Source organism: Mycetocola sp., assembly GCF_025464835.1.
Classification (GTDB): domain Bacteria; phylum Actinomycetota; class Actinomycetes; order Actinomycetales; family Microbacteriaceae; genus Mycetocola_A.
Map to the genome: position 1 here is coordinate 1 of NZ_JAODMP010000056.1, position 18,118 is coordinate 18,118.

Here is an 18,118-nt window from a genome sequence, read left to right on the forward strand (position 1 = left end):
ACGCCCCACTCGGTGTCGGCGATCATGCCACCACCGATGATCGCGGCGATGAGCAGCACGAAACCGATGATCGACACCTCGGTGACCGCGCCGGGTCGGAAGAACCTCAGGTAGCAACCCATGAGCAGGGCGATGGGAATGGTCATTCCCACCGAGAAGACGCCCCAGGGGCTCTCGGCGAGCGCGTTGACAACGACGAGCGCGAGGATCGCGATGATGATGACCATGATGGTCAGGGTCGCGATGAGGGCGGCGGTGCCGCCCACCACCCCGAGTTCGTCGCGCGTCATCTGGCCGAGCGAGCGGCCACCGCGGCGCATAGAGAAGAAGAGCACGAGGTAGTCCTGAACGGCACCGGCGAGGATGACGCCGACGATGATCCACAGCGTGCCGGGCAGGTAGCCCATCTGCGCCGCGAGCACCGGCCCGACGAGCGGGCCGGCACCGGCGATGGCCGCGAAGTGGTGACCGAACAGCACCCGGCGGTCGGTGACCGCAAAGTCCTTGCCGTCTGCCTTGTACTCCGCGGGTGTCGCCCGCGAGTCATCGGGCATCGTGAGACGCCGCTCGATGAACTTGGAGTAGAAGCGGTAGGCGATGAGGTAGGTGCAGACCGCGGCGAAGACGAACCAGATCGCGTTGACCGTCTCCCCGCGCACGATGGCGAGCATCACCCATGCCACACCACCCAGCAGGGCGATCGCCGCCCAGACGGCGATCTTCAGCGGAGTCCAGTGGCGCTCTTCGGCTTCGCGCTCATCGTCGGGTACCGCGACCGGGGGCAGGGTTGGATCCTGCTCGATCGTTGCTGCCGTTGTGTCGGCCGCGTGGCCTCGTGCTCGCTCGGCGTCGTAGCTCATCGGAACCCCTCGGTCGCGGTCTTCCCCGCGCTGCCCGGCATCCATTCCGCCGCATCGCGAGCCTGTTAGCTCCGATGGTACAACTGCGACCGCCCGAACGGGGGGCTTTCTTCGACGGGTGTTGCGGCGCGGCTATCCGACGAGGGCGGGCACACGTTTCGGCTGGACGATCAGCCACAGTGCGCCGATCGACACCAACGACGTCGCGAACATCACCGACCCCATCGGCACCGCCGTGTCGATGCCGAGCCAGCCAACGATCGGCGAGATCAGTCCGGCGAGGCCGAAGTTCAGTGCACCGAGAACGGATGCCGCTGTGCCTGCTTCGCGTGCATGGTTCACAAGGGCGAGCACCTGAACGGCCGGGAACCCGAATCCGGCAGCCGTGATGAAGAAGAACAGCGGGATCAGGACGCCGATGAACCCGGCGCCGGACTCCGCGAGCACGATGATCGCGAGCGCGGCGACGGCCTGGACCGCGGTGGTCACACCGAGGATCCACTGCGGGCCGTAACGTCGCATCAGCCGCGACGACACCTGCACACCGAGAACGATGCCGAGCGAGTTGATCGCAAAGAGGTAACCATACTGTTGCGGGTTGAGGCCGTAGACATCCTGGAACAGGAACGATGACGCCGACAGGTACGCGAAGAGGCCGGAGAAGCTCATCCCGCCGATCAGAGCGACGCCGACGAACACCCGGTCGCTGAACACGGAGCGGTACCGGTCCCGGGCGGTGGAGTGGCCGGGGGCCAGACGGCGCTCAGGCGGCAGCGTCTCGACGATGTACAACGACACAGCGATGATGACGAGCACGCCGTACAGCGCGAGGAATACGAACAGTCCACGCCAGTCGAGGAACCGCAGCAACTGCGACCCGATCACGGGGGCGAGGATCGGGGCGAGGCCGTTCACGAGAGCCAGGCGCGACAGCATCCGGACCAGTGGTTTTCCGCCGAAGAGGTCACGCACCATCGCCATGGCGACGACACCGCCGGCCGCGGCGCCTGCCCCTTGCAGCACGCGGAAGATTCCGAGCCACAGGATGTCTGGGGCGAGCGCCGCCCCGACGCTCGCAAGAATGTGCACGCTTGTCGCCAGGATCAGCGGCAACCGGCGCCCCACCTTGTCGCTCCACGGGCCCATGAACAGCTGGCCGACCGCGAACCCGATCGTCGTGCCGGTGAGCGTCAGCTGGATGAGCGTCGCCGAGACGTTGAGTTCGTTCTCGAGCACCGGGAAGGCGGGCAGATACAGGTCGATGGTGAACGGCCCGAGCGCCGTCAACGCGCCGAGAACGAGGATGTAGACGAGCCTCTGCCGGCGGGAGAGAGCGTCACCTGGATGCACAACGGTAGTCAAGAGAAAGTCATTCCTGGGGATAGGCGGGATGGGGAGACGGCTGCGGATGCTCCGACAGACGGGCGGTGCCCTCAACCTAAACCCGACGGCAGGTCCCGTATTCCCCGTGCAGCGCAGAAAGTCGAATCGATTAGAATAGGTCCAGAATAGTAGCTCATGCTGGTTGCCTGTTGCGTCGGGACGACGACGGCATCCATACCTACGTCGCCGTGTCGATCGACGAGCAAAACAGAAGCTCGCAGGACTCGCGCGGCGGCTCTGCCTCGGCCCCGGCTGGGGGAACAGCAGCGCCGATTGGGTCACAAGTCCGCCAGGGTTGCCGTCGTGCTCGTGGAAGCCGCGCCGTGGCGCGGCCGTCGTATTCGAAGGCGTTCGATTGGCGGAGTCGTGCGCGCGAGCGGTTCAGGCTCCGGCCCCCATCGCCACCCGGGCCGGGTCGGCGATGAGTGGTTCGAACGCCAGCTCGGCCGCCCCGATGAGCAACAGGTCCGGTCCGAGCGTCGCACGCACGATCCGCACATCCTCGTACGACGCCGCAAGGGTCTGCCCAGCCACCAGCTGTTCGAGGAGTTCCTCGTCCACCGCATGGATGGAACCGAGGAAGCCGCCGAGCACCACGAGTTCCGGGTTCAGCACGTTGATCGCGTTCCGGAGCGCGATGCTCAGGATGCCGAGCTGCCGCGACACTTCTCGACGCACCGCCGGATCGTCCGAGTGGAGCAGCGCCCGCTCCAGCTCCACCGGGTCCGCCGACTTCAGGCCCAACAGCTCCAGCAGCCGGCCACGGTTGACCTCATCCTCGAGCGCTCCCCCCGCCGACGGCTGGTCAGGTCCGTCCGGTGCGGTGACGAGATTGTGCCCGAATTCGCCGGCATACCCACCGACACCGCCGAGCGGCATCCCGTTGGCGATCACCCCGCCGCCGATACCGCTGGGCCCGCCGTTGAGATAGATCAGGTCGTTCACGTCGCGCCCAGCACCGAAGATGTGCTCGGCGAGCGCACCGAGGCTCGCATCGTTGGCGGCGAAACAAGGCAGACCGGTCGCCTGCGCCAGCAGCATCGCCACCGGCGCGTCGACCCAGGCCAGGTGCGGCGCAAGCCTCACGAGGCCGTCGCGCATTCGCACCAGCCCGGGGACAGCGGCCCCGATCCCGGCGATCACGGCGGATGCCGGCAGCTGGGCCCTCAGGTCGGCGACCAGCCCTGCGGTCACCCGCACCGTCTCATCCACCCCGAGTGGTTCCTCGAGTTCATGCCGCACCTGCGACACCACCTGCCCGTGCATGCGCACGATGCCAACAGTGATGGCGTCCTGCTCCGGGTTCACGGCGATCGCCACACAGTCAGGATGCGGACACACGATCGGGGACGGCCTGCCAACGCCGCGCACACCGGCCGGCTCCACCTCGACGACGAGGCGAAGAGCCGCAAGCTCGCCGACGAGGGCGGCGACGGTCGACCGATTCAGCCCTGTCTCCCTGGTGAGCGTCGAGCGCGACACAGCACCGCTGTGGTGAACCAGCCCCAGGATTCGGGAAAGGTTGTATCGCCGGACGGTGTCGAGGTTGGTGCCACGATTATTCACTGGTCAGCTCGGGATTCCGTGGCTTCTGGCAGCTTCGGCATACCAGTGCGCACTGTTCTTGGGCAGGCGTTCGGGACTTTCACGGTCCATACGAACGATACCGAAACTCCGGACGTAGCCGTATCCTCACTCGGAGTCGGCGAGAGCGAACACGGGTGGCGTCCTCTGCCCCGAACGTGTAATATGTTCACACATCCAACAAATCATCGATGATGCTGAAATCGGAGCACGCAATGAGCCTGACCCCTACCCGCGACGACAAGTTCTCCTTCGGACTGTGGACCGTCGGCTATAACGGCACCGATCCGTTCGGTGGCCCCACACGCGCACCACTCGACGCAGTGCGTGCGGTCGAGAAGCTGTCGGAACTCGGCGCATACGGGCTCACCTTCCACGACGACGACCTGTTCGCGTTCGGATCGACGGATGCCGAACGGCAGACCCAGATCGACCGCCTCAAGCAGGCACTCGCCGACACCGGCATCATCGTGCCGATGGTCACCACCAACCTCTTCAGCGCTCCCGTCTTCAAGGACGGCGGCTTCACCTCCAACGACCGCGCCGTCCGTCGGTTCGCTCTCCGCAAGGTTCTCCGGAACATCGACCTCGCCGCCGAGCTCGGAGCGAAAACGTTCGTCATGTGGGGTGGGCGTGAGGGTGCCGAATACGACGCCGCCAAAGACATCCGCTCGGCACTCGAACGCTACCGTGAAGCCGTCAACCTGCTTGGCGACTATGTCACCGACAAGGGCTATGACATCCGCTTCGCGATCGAGCCGAAGCCGAACGAGCCGCGTGGCGACATCCTGCTGCCGACCGTCGGACATGCCATGGCGTTCATCAACACCCTCGAGCGCCCCGAACTCGTCGGGGTGAACCCGGAGGTCGGCCACGAGCAGATGGCCGGACTGAACTTCACCGCCGGCATCGCACAGGCCCTCTACCAGGGCAAGCTGTTCCACATCGACCTCAACGGCCAGCGCGGCATCAAGTACGACCAGGACCTCGTCTTCGGGCATGGCGACTTGCAGAACGCGTTCTCGCTCGTCGACCTGCTCGAAAACGGCGGGCCGAACGGCGGACCCGCATACGACGGACCGCGGCACTTCGACTACAAGCCGAGCCGGACCGAAGACGAGACCGGTGTCTGGGACTCCGCGGCTGCGAACATGCGCACCTACCTCTTGCTCAAGGAGCGGGCAGCGGCGTTCCGAGCGGACCCTGAGGTCCAGGAAGCGCTCGCTGCGTCGCGCGTGGACGAGCTCTCCAACACGACCCTCGCCGACGGCGAAAGCTACGACGACCTGCTCGCCGACCGCTCCGCGTACGAGGACTTCGACTCGGACGCCTACTTCAACGGCAAGGGCTTCGGCTTCGTGCGGCTGCAGCAGCTCGCGCTGGAGCACCTGCTCAACGCACGCTGATCACCGGCACGGGCGCATAACTCCGCCTCGATTTCTGCCTCCACCCTCCTTCTTGCGGAACGACAGCCGAGCGGCGAAGTCGGGGGAGGATTGACGGAGTTATGCGCCGAACATTTCGGAAAGGACACCCATGCCCCTCGTCGCCGGCGTCGATTCCTCGACCCAGAGCTGCAAGATCGTGATCACGGATGCCGCAACCGGGCGGATCGTGCGGCAGGGCCGCGCGTCGCATCCGGCCGGAACCGAAGTGGCGCCGTCCGCCTGGTGGGAGGCGCTCACGTCGGCCATCGCCGATGCCGGCGGTCTCGACGACGTGGCAGCGATCTCGATCGCGGGGCAGCAGCACGGCATGGTGGTTCTCGACGGGGAGGGGCGGGTCATCCGCGACGCTCTGCTGTGGAACGACACTCGAAGTGCGCAGGCCGCCAGGGATCTCATCGCCGAAGTCGGCGCCGGTCAGTACGCCGAACGGCTCGGCGTCGTGCCCGTTGCCTCCTTCACCGCGTCGAAGCTCCGCTGGCTCCGCGACGCCGAACCCGAGAACGCGGCCCGGGTCGCCGCCGTCGCGCTTCCGCACGACTGGCTCACCTGGCGCCTCTGCGGTTTCGGCCCCGCCGACGAGTCCCCGTTGGGTCCTGTGCTCGAGAACCTGACCACCGACCGCTCCGACGCTTCCGGAACCGCATACTGGTCCGGGATCACCGGCGAGTATGACCTCGAGCTTTTCGAACGAGCACTCGGCCACTCAGCTGTCCTGCCACGCGTGCTCGGCCCTGGTGAGCAAGCAGGCACCACCTCGGCGGGCGCCATCGTGGGGCCAGGCGCTGGTGACAACGCCGGCGCCGCCTTGGGTCTGGGCGCCTCCGCCGGGGATGTCGTCGTCTCCATCGGCACGAGCGGCACCGTCTTCGCGGTCACCGAGAACCCCGCGTCGGATGCCACCGGCACGGTTGCCGGCTTCGCCGACGCCTCTGGGCTGTTCCTTCCGCTCATCGCCACCCTCAACGCGGCACGCATCCTCGACTCCATCGCCGCGCTCCTCGGCGTGACCCACGACGAACTCGGCACCCTCGCGCTCGCAGCAGAACCGGGAGCCGGCGGTCTGGTACTCCAGCCGTACTTCGAGGGTGAGCGCACGCCGAACCTTCCGGACTCGACCGCTTCGCTATTCGGAATGACCCTCACCTCGACCACCCGTGAGAACCTCGCCCGCGCCGCGATCGAGGGCCTGCTGTGCGGCCTCGCCGACGGGTTCGAGGCGGTGCGCGCGCAGGGAGTCGAGGCCCGGCGCATCCTCATCGTGGGCGGCGCAGCGCAGAACCCGGCGGTGCAGCGGATCGCCGCCCAGGTGTTCGACGTCCCCGTCGTCATCCCGACCCCCGGCGAGTACGTGGCCGCGGGTGCGGCCGTTCAGGCGGCGTGGGCGCTGACCGACGAACGACCGAACTGGGCGCTGTCGATCGCCGCGGAGCCTGAGGTCGACTTCCGTCCGATCATCCGTGAGCAGTACCGGGCCCGCCGTGCAACCTGAACCGTCCCTCGCCAGCTGAGGCGCGCGAAGGTGCCCGTCGTGCGCACTGATGGCTGATCGGTGGATGCCGCGGCTCGCGGCCCCCGCCCGGCGGCATCCGTTACTTCATCGTCCCCTGGCTGACCGAACCCTGCAACTGGCGCTGGAAGATCACGTAAGCGATCAGCACCGGCACGATCGTGATGACCACAGCGGCGAACAACGCGCCGAAGTCCACTGCGTAACCGGCCGATGACGCAAACGATGCCATGCCCTGGGAGAGCACGTAATTGTCCTTGTTCGTGTTCAACGCCACAGGCAGCAGGAACTGGTTCCAGAGGCCGAGGAAGTTGAAGATCGCGACGGATGCCATGCCCGGTTTCGCCATGGGCAGCATGACCTGGAAGAAAGTGCGCCACTCGCCGGCGCCGTCGATTGCTGCCGCTTCGGCGATCTCATCCGGCAGCCCCTTGAAGAAGGAGTACAGGAAGAACACGGTGAACGGCAGCGCGAAGGCCACATAGGTGAGGATCAACCCGGGCAGCGTGTTGAGGAGCCCAATGTTACGGAGCACGAAGAACAACGGGACGATCGCGAGGAACACCGGGAAGGTGAGCCCGGCGAGCATGAGGTAGTAGATCGCGCGGCTGCCGAAGAAGGTGTACCGGGCAAGCACGTAGGCGCACATCGCCCCGAGAATCATGACGATCACGAGCGCGAACCCGACGACGATCACCGTGTTGAGGAAGTAGTTCCCAATGCCCTCCTGGGTCCAGGCCGAGACGTAGTTGTCGAAGTTCCAGTTCGCCGGCAGGGAGAAGGGGGACGCGAAGATCTCCCTCGTCGTCTTGAAGCTCGTGATCAGCGTCCACACGAGGGGGAGGATGACGATCAGGGACCAGATGACGAGGACGGTGTGCGAGAAGGCCCCAACCGCTCTGTCCCCCGCCGTGTCCTTGGGCTTGCGGGTGAAGGCCGGTTCGGACGTTCCGCGCGCCGCGCCCGCCGTGGTGATGGCCTGGGTTGTCATGCTCTGCCCCTCTCTTCCTTGCCGCCGGTGAGGCGATTCACGAGAAAGACGATCGCCGCGAAGACGAGGGTGACGACCGCGAGAACGACGCCCATCGCACTGGCCTGCCCGAACTCGCCCTTGTTGAACGCGGTCCGGAACAACTGCTGGCTCATCACGAGGGTGGAGTTGTTCGGGCCGCCGCCTGGGTTGAGCGCCTGCATGTAGACGAAGGCGTCCAGCGCCAGGATCCCGAGGTAGATGTATGCCGTCTGGATGTTGTCGCGGATCAGCGGGATCGTGATCGAGAACGCCGTGCGGAAACGCCCGGCGCCGTCGATACGGGCGGCCTCATAGGTCTCGGCCGGAACGCCCTTGATCGCGGCGACGAAGAGCACCATGTAGAAGCCGACGAAGCCCCAGACGATGACGAAGATCGTCGCACCCATGGCCGTGCGCTCATCACCGAGCCAGGGGAACGACTCGAACATGTCGAGGCCCACCAGCCCGAGAAGGCCGTTGAGCAGGCCTGCGGGATTGTAGATCTGCCCCCAGAGGATGCCGGTGATGATCGCCGGGATCACGTACGGGAAGAACGAGACCACCCGGTAGAAACTGGAATTGCGGAGGCCCCGGATGGGGCCGTGGCTCGGGCCGCCGACGGTGACCATCGTCGCGAGGGCGAGCGCGAGGACGATCGTGACGAGCGGAACGACGATGGCGAGGAGGATGTTGTTCCCCAGCGCGGTCATGAAGATGTCGTCGTTGAAGAGCCGGAGGTAGTTTTCACCGCCAATGATGTTCATTTCCGGGCTGAACCCGGACCAGTCGGTCAGCGAGTAGAACACCGCCTGGATGAACGGCCAGATCACGAAGATCAGGAAGATGGCCAGCGGCAGCCCGAGGAAGACCGCCATGAATGTCACGTAGTCGACGGTGGGCTTGCGCCGGCGCCCTCCGGCGGTCTTTCGACCGCCGGAGGGTGCCAGGGTCGCGGCAATTGCGCGCCCTGGGTCTGCGCCGGCCGCTGTCATTTGATCTCGATCTTGTTCACTGAGTCGTCTTCCCGCACCTTGTCGGTGATGGCCTGGAGTGCCGAGGTGAGGGCTGCGACATCGGACTTGCCTTCGAGGAACGTGTTCCAGACGACAAGCTGGTCGGCGTTCGTACCGTACGTGTCGACGAAGAGGTGGGTGAAGATGTTTTCACCGGCGGCGTCGAGCATGTCGGTCTGGGAGACCAGGGCCGTCGAGCCGAATCCGTCGGCGGGCACGAGTCCCTTGACGATGGTCGGCGCGAGCTTCTCCTTGGCGAAGTTCGTCGCAGCATCCTTCGACAGCATGGTGCGGAGCAGTTCCTTGCCGCCTGCGACGTTCTTTCCCTGGGAGGGGACGATGAACGCCTCGCCCGCCGTGGAGTGCAGCGCTTCGACCGGCATGGCCGAGTCGGCGCTGACGACCATCGCCGGGAAGCCCTTCATGTCGAATCCCTCTGCGGTGTTCTTCTTCATTTCGTTCTCGATCCAGGACCCTGACGGGTAGAGCAGGGCTTCCTGACCGTCGCTCCATTGGGCCTGTGCGGCGGTGAACTGTGTCCCGGATCCACCGGGCTTCATGTAGCCGGCCGCGATGATCTCATGCATGGCCTCGAAGACGCTCTGCACGGCGGGCAGCGACCAGCAGCCCTCTTTCAGGTTCTCCAGTGCGAGGCGGACTTCGTCGCCGCCTTCCTTGATGGCGGAGTCGATGGCGAGTGTCTGGTAGTACGTTGCCGCTTCCTTGCCGAAGACGAACAGGTACTTGCCCGCTGCTTTGGCCTTCGCGCCGAGGTCGACCGCCTCCGCCCAGGTGGTGGGAGGCGTCCAGCCGTTCTCCTCGAACAAGCTCGACGAGTACCACACACCGTAGACGGTGAGCACATAGTTGATGGCGGCGAGCTTGCCGTCGAAGGTCCCCGGAGCGAGCACCCCGCCGTAGAGCGTGTCACGGATGGTGTCGCCCTCGAGGTTGTCGGCGTCGATCACGTCGGTGAGGTCTTCCAGCTGGTCGAGGATCGTGTTCATGCCGATCAGGCCGGCGCCAGAGTTGTCAATGAGGTCGGGCGGGTTGCCGCCGACGAAGCGCGGCTGCAGCTCCTGCGAGATCTGCGTCGACGAGGCCACCTTTGCGGTGACACCGTCGTGGTTCTTCTCGAGGATTTTCGCGGCGTACTCTACGTAGTCGACGCCGTAGCCGCCGTCGAAGATGACCGAGTCGACCGTCGAGTCTGCTGCCACGCCGAACGGGTTCTTGGCGGAGACCGCTCCGCCGGGAGCGGGAGCGGTCGGTCCTCCGGTGGCACAGGAGGCGAGCGAGCTGCCGAGCGGGATGAGGATCGCTGCAGCAACCGCGCCGCGGAGGACGTTCCTTCGGTCCATCGTGACGTTCTGGATGTTCATCATGGTGTTTGTGTACCTTCCGTGTGGGTTGGGCTTTGGGCGGGTCGGGTCAGGCGGTGCGTCGGATCCGGTCGCGATAGAGGTTCTCGAGCGCGGTGTTGTGTTCATCTCCGCCGGGGATGTTTGCCGAGATGTAGAGCGGCGGGACCGACCCGCGCTCGGAGATCCGCCTGGACACCTCGATGGTGAGGAGCTGCGCGATGAACGCCGACGTGATGGACGAGATCGCTCCCACTCCGACATCGCCGGGCAGCGAAAGTGTGGTGTCGCCGAACGGCGCCCTGTTGTCGAGAACGACATCGGCGATCTCGCTCAGGCGCTTACCGCTCGGGTGTTTCGGTTCAACGGCGTTCGTATGTTCGATGCTCGTGACCGCGATGACCTTGTGGCCGAGTTCCTTCGCGCGGAGCGCGACGCCCACGATGGATCCGTTGACGCCCGAGTTCGACGCGATGAGGAAGACGTCGGCCGGGTTGATGAGCGAGACGGTGAACAGCTCGTCGACGACGGATGGGTCACGCTCGAGACTCGATCCGCCGAGCGCCGATACGTCGCGGCTGCCGTGCAGGACCACATCGCGGAGGGCGAGGTTGTTGGTCGGGATCAGTCCTCCGGCGCGGCCGGCGATCTCCATCGCAAATGCCTGGGAGTGGCCGGTCCCGAACGCCTGGAGGACACCGCCATCATCGAGGGCGGCGACGATCAGGTCGATCGCGTCGTCGAACCCACCGTCGGCGGCGGTTGCGGCGATCGCCTCGAGGCGGCTGGTCGCCTGCGAGAGGAATTCCGGGACGAGGTCAGACATGTGCGGTACTCCCGGCAACTGGTTGGGTTTGGGCTGTCCGGCGTGGTCCGCGCGCGGGGTGCGCGGGGCGCCGATGTTCGGAAACGGCCATCGCGGATGCCGCGAGCCGGGTGGCGATCTCGGTAAGGTCGAGCTGCGCCACGAGCAGGTAGAGCAGGTCGAGCACGAAGAGTTGCGAGTGTTTGGCGGACAGGTCATCCGGCTGCAGGTAGAGCTCTGGTGCCGCGGTGATCACGGTGACGTCGGCGAGTTCGGCGAGCGGGGAGTTCTGATCGTTGGTCAGGGCGATCGTGAATGCCCCTGATGACTTCGCCTGGGAGAGCATCTGGATCGTCTCCTCGGTTCGGCCGGTGTTCGAGATGCCGAGCGCCATCGCTCCCTCGTCGAGGATCGCCGCGCTCGTGAGACCACCGTGCACCTCCCCCCAGCAGTGCGCGTTGATGCCGATCCGGTACAGACGGCTCTGCATTTCGGCAGCCATGCCTGCGCTTCCGCCAATCCCGTAGATGTCGAGGTGGCTGCAGACGCTGATCCGTCTGGCGATAGCAGCGACCGTGTCGAGATCGATGCGATCTGCCGTCGACTGGAGCGAGTGCATGTGGGAGTTCAGGAGAGTCCCGAGCACATCCCGGGGAGAGTCATCCGGGTCGAACTCGCGCCCGATATCGGTCCGCCAGGATGCGTGAGCATCGCCGCGACCGACGTCACTGGCCACACCGACGCGGAACTGGACGTAACCCGAGTATCCGATCAGCCGGCAGAACCGCGTGACGGTGGCGGCAGAGGTGCCCGCTCGTTCGGCGAGTTCGGTGATGGACAGCTCGAGCGGGGCGGTGGGGTGCTCAAGAAGCAGTTCAGCGATTTTCACCATGACGCTCGACATCTGTGGCAGATTTGCCCGGATGCGATGGGATGCACGGACACCGCCTTCGGTGGTGCTGGTTGCTGACGTCGTCGTCATAGCTGAAAATCCGTTTCACTGGCTTATCGCTTGACTGAAAACTATTCTTACTACCCTCCCCGGTCAATGATGGATCACTACGAATTGGTAACGATGCCTCTCCTCCTCGCTCTCGATGCCGGTGGCACCTCCACCCGAGCCACCCTCACCGACCGGACGGGACGCTGCATCTCTTACGCCAGAGGGGGGAGCGGAAATCCCACCTCATCGGGAACGGAGCACGCGTCCGCCCAGCTGGTCGTTGCGGCAGCGGCCGCCGTCAGGGCGGCCGGTGTGGCGCCGTCCGAGGTCACCTCCGTACTCATGGCCATGGCGGGGATGAGTGTCAATCCCTCGACGGACTGGATCACGAAGCCGATGCAGCAGAGCGGTTTCGAGGCGCCGATCCGCCTCGAATCCGACCTCCTCGCCACGTTCTTCTCCGGCACCTGGGAAGGGGAAGGGTACGGTGTCGTCGCCGGGACCGGATCCGCGGGCATCCGGGTGCGTTCCGGCGACGTCGAACGGTCAGCGGATGGCCTCGGCTGGCTCCTGGGAGATGTCGGTTCGGGTTTCTGGATCGGACACCAGGTCGCCCGCGCTGTCGCCGCGGCCCTCGATGGCCGGGCAGGCCCGACCGCCCTCACCGCCCTGTTGCTCGAAGATCTTGGCGTCGCGGCGACGGGGGAACGTGTTCTCGACGGGCGGCTCGAAACTCTGCGCCTCGTGACCGATGCGCTGTACCGACTGCGTCCCGTCGAACTGTCGCGGCTCGCTCCCCTGGCGTTCACTGCCGCCGATGATCCAACGGCGGTCTCGATCCTGGCCGAAGCGGCGGAAGCACTCGCTGGTCTGTTCAACGCGATCGCGTCGCCGACCGTGACCGGTCCCCTGGTTCTCGGCGGAAGCATCCTCGCGCAGGAGGGGTTGGTCGCTGAGTCTGTGTCGGCGGCGGCGTCAGCCTCAGGCCTGGTCACCCGGACCCGGCACGTCCCGGACGGCATGGTGGGTGCCATCGTTCTCAGCCTTCGAGCGGCCGGCGTCGAGGTGGGAGGAGACGTCTACCAGCGGATCGTCACCACACTGGCTGAACTGCGCTGACCCAGGGCGACGGCGCACCTCGCAGTCCGCCCAGCTCAGGAAGGCCCTGTTGGTCAGATGAATCAACCCTGATGCGTGATCAGCGAGGAGATCGAGGCAGGCCCGCACGAAGTCCGGCACGTAGGTCGAAGAGATGATCACGTCGTTCGAGGCACGGACGTCGGGGCCGCTCAGCTCGGTCGCTGCCAGGGCGGGAGGCACGTAGTCATCCGTTCCGGTCCGGGTCATCCGGTGTGCCGGATGCCCCCGTCCGCTACGGATGACCAGGCGATGCGCTCGCCTACAGGGTCCGTGCGAGGTGCGCGCCGGCTTCACGCAGCCAGTGCGCGGTCTCGCCCATTGCGGCATCCGCGCTGCCGGCAAGCTCGGTCAGGGCGATGGCCACTGCGAAGCCGGTCGGCTCCGCGCTGATGGAACCCGCGACCAGCATCGGGGTCGCTCCGGATGCTTCGGCGAGTGAACGCACGTACGACGGCACCTTGCCGGCGTCTGACTGGCCGTCGAACCGGCCCTCCCCGGTGAGGACGACGGTTGCGGATGCCACGACCTCAGGCGCGTGCATCACCGTTCCGACAGCGTCCGCACCGGATGCAACCACAGCACCCCAAGCCAGTAGGCCGAAGCCGGTGCCGCCGGCGGCACCCGCGCCCGGCGCTTCAGGGTCGGTGCCGAGGAGCGTGCACAGGTGGCTCAAACCGGCATCGAGATCGGCGACCTGTGTCGCGCTGGCGCCCTTCTGCGGACCGAATACCGCTGCCGCCCCTGTCGGTCCCAGCAGCGGGTTCGTCACATCGCTGAGGATGACCGCGCCGCCGGCGGGCACCGCTCGGAGGCGTGACGTGTCGACCGACGCCACAGTGGCGAGGCCGCGGCCGCCGGGCGTGATCGGCCGGCCGTCCGCGTCGTAGAACGCAGCGCCGAGTGCGGTGAGGGCGCCGACGCCGCCGTCGGTCGAGGAGCTTCCGCCGATGGCGAGGTAGAGCCGGTCTACTCCGGAGTCGATGGCGGCGGCGATCGCCTGCCCGAAACCGAGCGTGTGCGCATCCATCGGCTGCAGTGGGTCGAGCAGTGTGATGCCGCTCGTCACGGCGAGTTCGACGACCCCTGAGTTGTCCGGCAGGAGGACCCAGCTCGCCTCCACCTGCCGGCCATCAGGCCCGGCGACGGTCACCGGCATCCGCCTGGCACCGGGAACGGCCAATTCGAACGCGTCGAGGGTTCCTTCGCCCCCGTCGGCCAGGGGCATCCGGATGAGGGAGTCACCTGGACGGACCGAGAGCCAGCCTTCGGCGAGCGCGTTCGTCACCTCGATAGCGGTCGCTGTGCCTTTGAAGGAGTCAGGGGCGATCGCCACTCGGAGGTCTGTCATGGTGCAACACTGCCATGTCTCGGAGCCCGTCCACGTTCGACAGGAGGACGCGCGACGACGAGACGCTCAACAGGTGGTGGGCTGACCCAGGTTTCTCGCCAGCCACCTCCTGTTGAGCGTCAACGGCGCAGGTCTAGAACCCCTGCGCGAGCCGGTAGTACGCGTTGTTCCAGCGCACCTCCCGGCTGAACCCGTCCAGGGTGGTGGCATCGTCGATGACCAGCAGTTCGGTGCCGGCGATGTCCGCGAAGTCACGGAACACGTCGACACCAACGGCCGTCGTCATGACCGTGTGGTGAGCAGCCCCGGCGGTGAGCCAGGCCGCGGCCGATGTCGCGAACGACGGCTGCGGCTTCCACACCGCGCGCCCCACCGGAAGGTTCGGCAGCGCCTCGGCCGGCTCGATCACGTCGACGACGTTGGCCACGAGACGGAACCGGTCACGCATGTCGCTCATTGCGACGACGACGGCAGGGCCGGGCGCGGCGTTGAAGACCAGCCGGACAGGGTCGTCCTTGCCGCCGATACCGAGGGGATGGATCTCGAGCGTGGGTTTCTCCGTGGCGAGCCCAGGGCTGACCTCGAGCATGTGAGCGCCGAGGATCTGCTCCTCCCCTGGCACGAGGTGGTAGGTGTAGTCCTCCATGAGCGAGGCGCCGCCGGGCAGGCCGGCTCCCATGACGGATGCGGCACGTACGAGGATTGCGGTCTTCCAGTCGCCCTCGGCGCCGAACCCGTACCCATCGGCCATCAGCCGCTGCACGGCGAGGCCTGGCAGTTGCTTGAGCGAGCCCAGGTCCTCGAACGATGTGGTGAACGCGCCGAAGCCGCCCTCCTCGAGGAACGAGCGCAAGCCGATCTCGATCGCGGCGCCGTCACGGAGCGAGGAGTGGCGGTCACCGCCCTTCCGCAGCTCAGGTACCACGTCATACAGCTCCTCGTACTCGGCGACGAGCACGTCGATGGCGCTCTCGGGTGCCGCGGCGACGGCATCCGCCAGCTCGTTGACCCCCCAGGTGTTGACCTGCACACCGAAGCGCAGCTCGGCCTCGGTCTTGTCACCCTCTGTGACGGCGACGTAACGCATGTTGTCGCCGAACCGGGCGAGTTTGAGCTCGTGGGTGGCGGCCCAGCCGGCGGCCGCGCGCATCCAGGTGCCGACCTGTGCCGTGACGGCGGGGTTGGAGACGTGCCCGACGATGGTCTTGCGGGAGACGCCGAGCCGGGTCTGGATGTAACCGAACTCCCGGTCGCCGTGAGCGGCCTGGTTGAGGTTCATGAAGTCGAAGTCGATCTCGCCCCACGGCAGGGCCACGTTCGCCTGGGTGTGCAGGTGCAGGAGCGGCTTCCGCAGCGCGTCGAGGCCCGCGATCCACATCTTCGCCGGTGAGAACGTGTGCATCCAGGCGATGAGCCCGATCACCCTGTCGTCGGCGTTCGCGTCGAGCGCTGCCCGCCGGATCGACTCCGAGTCCTTCAGCACCGGCTTCCACACCACCGTGACCGGAACATCGGATGCCGCGCCAAGCGTCCGCGCGATCTCCTGCGACTGCTCGGCCACCTGCGTGAGGGTCTCCTCACCGTAAAGGTTCTGGCTCCCGGTGAAGAACCAGACCTCGTAGGCGTCGAGGGAGGTGGTGAGTTTTGGCAATGGTCTCTCCTTGCAGTTCGAATATGGGAAGGATCTTGATACGGCCGCGCAGCCGGGTTAGTGGGCCTGTCGAGGTGCGATCGACGGAGGCGGGCCCTGGGCATCGGCGAGCGCGCCCTGCGGCGTCTGGCCGTAGACGTTCTGATAGCGGTCGAACAGGGAGTCGATGGCTGCCTGTGGCATCGGAACCGGCTCGCCGAGCTGGCGGGAGATGTGCACGGTTCGCGCGACGTCCTCGACCATGACGGCGGCTTTGACGGCATCCCGCGCGTTCGTGCCGATGGTGAACGGCCCATGGTTGGCCATGAGTACCGCGCGACTGCGGTGGCCGGTGAGAGTCTCGACGATGCCACGCCCGATGGAGTCGTCGCCGATGACGGCGAACGGGCCGACGGGAATCACGTCGCCGAACTCGTCCGCCATCGCCGTGATCACACAGGGGATCGGTTCGTGACGCGCCGCCCAGGCGACGGCGTAGGTGGAGTGGGTGTGCACGACACCGCCGACCTCCGGCATGTGCCGGTAGACGTACGCGTGCGCAGCCGTGTCGCTCGACGGCGAACGGTCCGATCCGGGGGTCCCTGGGATGACGGAGCCGTCCAGGTCGCACAGGATCATGTTCTCGGGGGCGAGATCGTCGTAGCTGACACCGGAGGGCTTGATCACGAACAGGTCGGCGCCTGGCACCCGGCCTGAGACGTTCCCGCCGGTCCAAACGACCAGGCCATAGCGCACGAGTTCGCCGTGCAGCCGGGAGACGTCGGCCCGCACCCGGGCGATGGCCACCTCGATTTCGGGGGAAAAGGTGTTCACGCGAGGGCCTCTCTCTTCAGCTGACGCAACCGGTGCATGACAGCGTTGCCGCCCCGGCCGCAATAATCGTGCAATTCGCGGTATTCCGCGTAGAGGCGGTCGTACGCGGCTGCGTCCTCCTCGTTCGGGGTGAACACGTTCCGGTTCACTTCGACGTTCTCGCGTTGCCCGAAGGCGGGGGCGTGTTGGTTCGTCACGTGGTCCTCAAATCTCAGGTGGGAAATCGGTGCGGATGCGGAAAGCCGCAAGTCCGCGTGGGGTCGCCTCTTCCCCACGGAGTTCGACCGCGAGTCGACGGCCGCGCTGGAGCACCAGGCGGTCGCTCACGCCGACGAGTTGCGACGGTTCGGCGGCCTCGAGGATCACCGCAGCACCGGCCGCTGCGATGCGCTCGATGAGTTCGCGGCGCCGGGAACGCTCGGTGGGGGAAAGACCGGAGAACGGCTCGGTGATCATGGCGACTCGGGGGGCGGATGTTCCCCAGCCGGACAGTACCTCGTCCATGGCGGCGGTCGACGGCCGCTTCCGCGCGGAGATGGCGTCGAGGAGCGTCGCCTGCGAACGGCGCGGTGGGTACTCCCGGCGGCGGTCGATCACTCCCATCCGGGCGAGGCGTGCCAGCGATTCGCCCGAAACGTTCGTCGGGATGCCGCCAACCAGACCGATGTCGTAGGTCGGCGGATATTCCGAAATGAACAGCACACGGGATGCGATGGCTCGCTCCACCGTCGACAGGTCGGCCGCTTCGCCGTCGAGCCGGATCGTTCCGGTGACCAGGCCGCCGGATGACGCCCCGAAGACGCCGAGAACGAGGTCCTGGGCACGGGCCAGCCCGACGATCTCGCCCGCTCGGACTTTCAGTGAAGCGTTCTCGACGACGAGACGCTCCCGGTGGACCGGGTGAGAAACAGAGATGTCCTCGAGCTCGAGGACGACAGGGCCGAGCGGGTTGCCAGATCTCGCCGGAGCGGAGTCGTCGCCGACAAGCAGCCCCAGCAGGCTGTCGACGTCGGTCGGCGACGCGATGCCTGACAGCAGACCGTCGTGGGCGACCGCGACGAGGTCGATCGCCCGCAGGCCGAGCTGCAGATCGGCGAGGGTGTTCACCACGATGAGGACCTGAGCGGTTTCGCTGGCGTGGGCGAGAGCGGTGTGCCAGCGCAGCGTCTCGTCCGTGCCGAAGGTGTTCGAGCGCTCATCGACGACGACGAAGTCCGGCGTGCGTCCAAGCACCCCGGCCAGCTCGACGA

The 18,118-nt window shown here is 66.5% G+C and carries 16 protein-coding genes; 3 read left to right on the forward strand and 13 right to left on the reverse strand.

Annotated elements, in window-relative coordinates; translation table 11 throughout:
* From JWP90_RS06940 to JWP90_RS06950, 3 genes are all read right to left on the reverse strand, one after another.
* Positions 1-860 (reverse strand): carbon starvation CstA family protein (locus JWP90_RS06940; protein WP_297361590.1); only part of this gene is annotated, 860 nt, incomplete at its 3' end.
* A gap of 132 nt (positions 861-992) precedes the next feature.
* Entirely contained in the window at positions 993-2,222 is a 1,230-nt protein-coding gene (locus JWP90_RS06945; RefSeq protein ID WP_297361593.1) for a multidrug effflux MFS transporter, read from the reverse strand.
* Between the two features lie 402 nt (positions 2,223-2,624).
* The gene (locus tag JWP90_RS06950) at positions 2,625-3,809 is read right to left on the reverse strand and encodes an ROK family transcriptional regulator (protein ID WP_297361596.1); all 1,185 of its coding nucleotides are present in this window, start codon (positions 3,807-3,809) and stop codon (positions 2,625-2,627) included.
* 233 nt (positions 3,810-4,042) lie between these two features.
* Here JWP90_RS06950 and xylA point away from each other — a divergent pair, with 233 nt between their 5' ends.
* Positions 4,043-5,233: a xylose isomerase gene (xylA, locus tag JWP90_RS06955; protein ID WP_297361599.1), complete on the forward strand. Its 1,191-nt coding sequence runs from the start codon at positions 4,043-4,045 to the stop codon at positions 5,231-5,233.
* Between the two features lie 130 nt (positions 5,234-5,363).
* A complete protein-coding gene (gene xylB, locus JWP90_RS06960; protein ID WP_297361602.1) occupies positions 5,364-6,764 on the forward strand; it encodes a xylulokinase in 1,401 nt (466 codons plus the stop codon).
* A gap of 100 nt (positions 6,765-6,864) precedes the next feature.
* On the opposite strand, the gene JWP90_RS06965 is transcribed toward xylB, so the two are convergent.
* The 5 genes from JWP90_RS06965 to JWP90_RS06985 all read right to left on the reverse strand — a co-directional run bounded on the left by JWP90_RS06965 (position 6,865) and on the right by JWP90_RS06985 (position 11,955).
* Positions 6,865-7,773, reverse strand: coding sequence for a carbohydrate ABC transporter permease (locus tag JWP90_RS06965; protein ID WP_297361605.1), 909 nt, complete (start codon positions 7,771-7,773; stop codon positions 6,865-6,867).
* The gene (locus JWP90_RS06970) at positions 7,770-8,669 is read right to left on the reverse strand and encodes a carbohydrate ABC transporter permease (protein ID WP_297361629.1); all 900 of its coding nucleotides are present in this window, start codon (positions 8,667-8,669) and stop codon (positions 7,770-7,772) included. Before JWP90_RS06970 ends, JWP90_RS06965 begins: the two co-directional genes overlap by 4 nt.
* 113 nt (positions 8,670-8,782) lie before the next feature.
* Positions 8,783-10,189, reverse strand: coding sequence for an N-acetylglucosamine/diacetylchitobiose ABC transporter substrate-binding protein (gene ngcE, locus JWP90_RS06975; RefSeq protein ID WP_297361632.1), 1,407 nt, complete (start codon positions 10,187-10,189; stop codon positions 8,783-8,785).
* Positions 10,190-10,238: 49 nt separating this feature from the next.
* Positions 10,239-10,994: an SIS domain-containing protein gene (locus JWP90_RS06980; RefSeq protein ID WP_297361608.1), complete on the reverse strand. Its 756-nt coding sequence runs from the start codon at positions 10,992-10,994 to the stop codon at positions 10,239-10,241.
* Complete coding sequence (locus JWP90_RS06985; protein ID WP_297361610.1) at positions 10,987-11,955, reverse strand: MurR/RpiR family transcriptional regulator; 969 nt, start codon at positions 11,953-11,955, stop codon at positions 10,987-10,989. The genes JWP90_RS06980 and JWP90_RS06985 overlap by 8 nt, the downstream gene beginning before the upstream one ends.
* Positions 11,956-12,021: 66 nt before the next feature.
* Here JWP90_RS06985 and JWP90_RS06990 point away from each other — a divergent pair, with 66 nt between their 5' ends.
* Positions 12,022-13,035, forward strand: coding sequence for an N-acetylglucosamine kinase (locus JWP90_RS06990; protein WP_297361612.1), 1,014 nt, complete (start codon positions 12,022-12,024; stop codon positions 13,033-13,035).
* Positions 13,036-13,315: 280 nt separating this feature from the next.
* On the opposite strand, the gene JWP90_RS06995 is transcribed toward JWP90_RS06990, so the two are convergent.
* From JWP90_RS06995 to JWP90_RS07015, 5 genes are all read right to left on the reverse strand, one after another.
* Positions 13,316-14,404 carry a glycerate kinase gene (locus JWP90_RS06995; protein ID WP_297361615.1) on the reverse strand — a complete coding sequence of 363 codons (1,089 nt, stop codon included), beginning with the start codon at positions 14,402-14,404 and terminating at the stop codon, positions 13,316-13,318.
* Positions 14,405-14,537: 133 nt separating this feature from the next.
* Entirely contained in the window at positions 14,538-16,055 is a 1,518-nt protein-coding gene (gene araA / locus JWP90_RS07000) for an L-arabinose isomerase (RefSeq protein WP_297361617.1), read from the reverse strand.
* A gap of 57 nt (positions 16,056-16,112) precedes the next feature.
* The gene (locus JWP90_RS07005) at positions 16,113-16,868 is read right to left on the reverse strand and encodes an L-ribulose-5-phosphate 4-epimerase (RefSeq protein ID WP_297361620.1); all 756 of its coding nucleotides are present in this window, start codon (positions 16,866-16,868) and stop codon (positions 16,113-16,115) included.
* Positions 16,865-17,065 (reverse strand): hypothetical protein, encoded by a 201-nt coding sequence (locus JWP90_RS07010; protein ID WP_297361623.1) that lies wholly within the window; start codon positions 17,063-17,065, stop codon positions 16,865-16,867. The genes JWP90_RS07005 and JWP90_RS07010 overlap by 4 nt, the downstream gene beginning before the upstream one ends.
* A 7-nt stretch (positions 17,066-17,072) precedes the next feature.
* On the reverse strand, positions 17,073-18,118 hold a 1,046-nt coding region (locus tag JWP90_RS07015; protein WP_297361626.1), incomplete at its 5' end, for a hypothetical protein.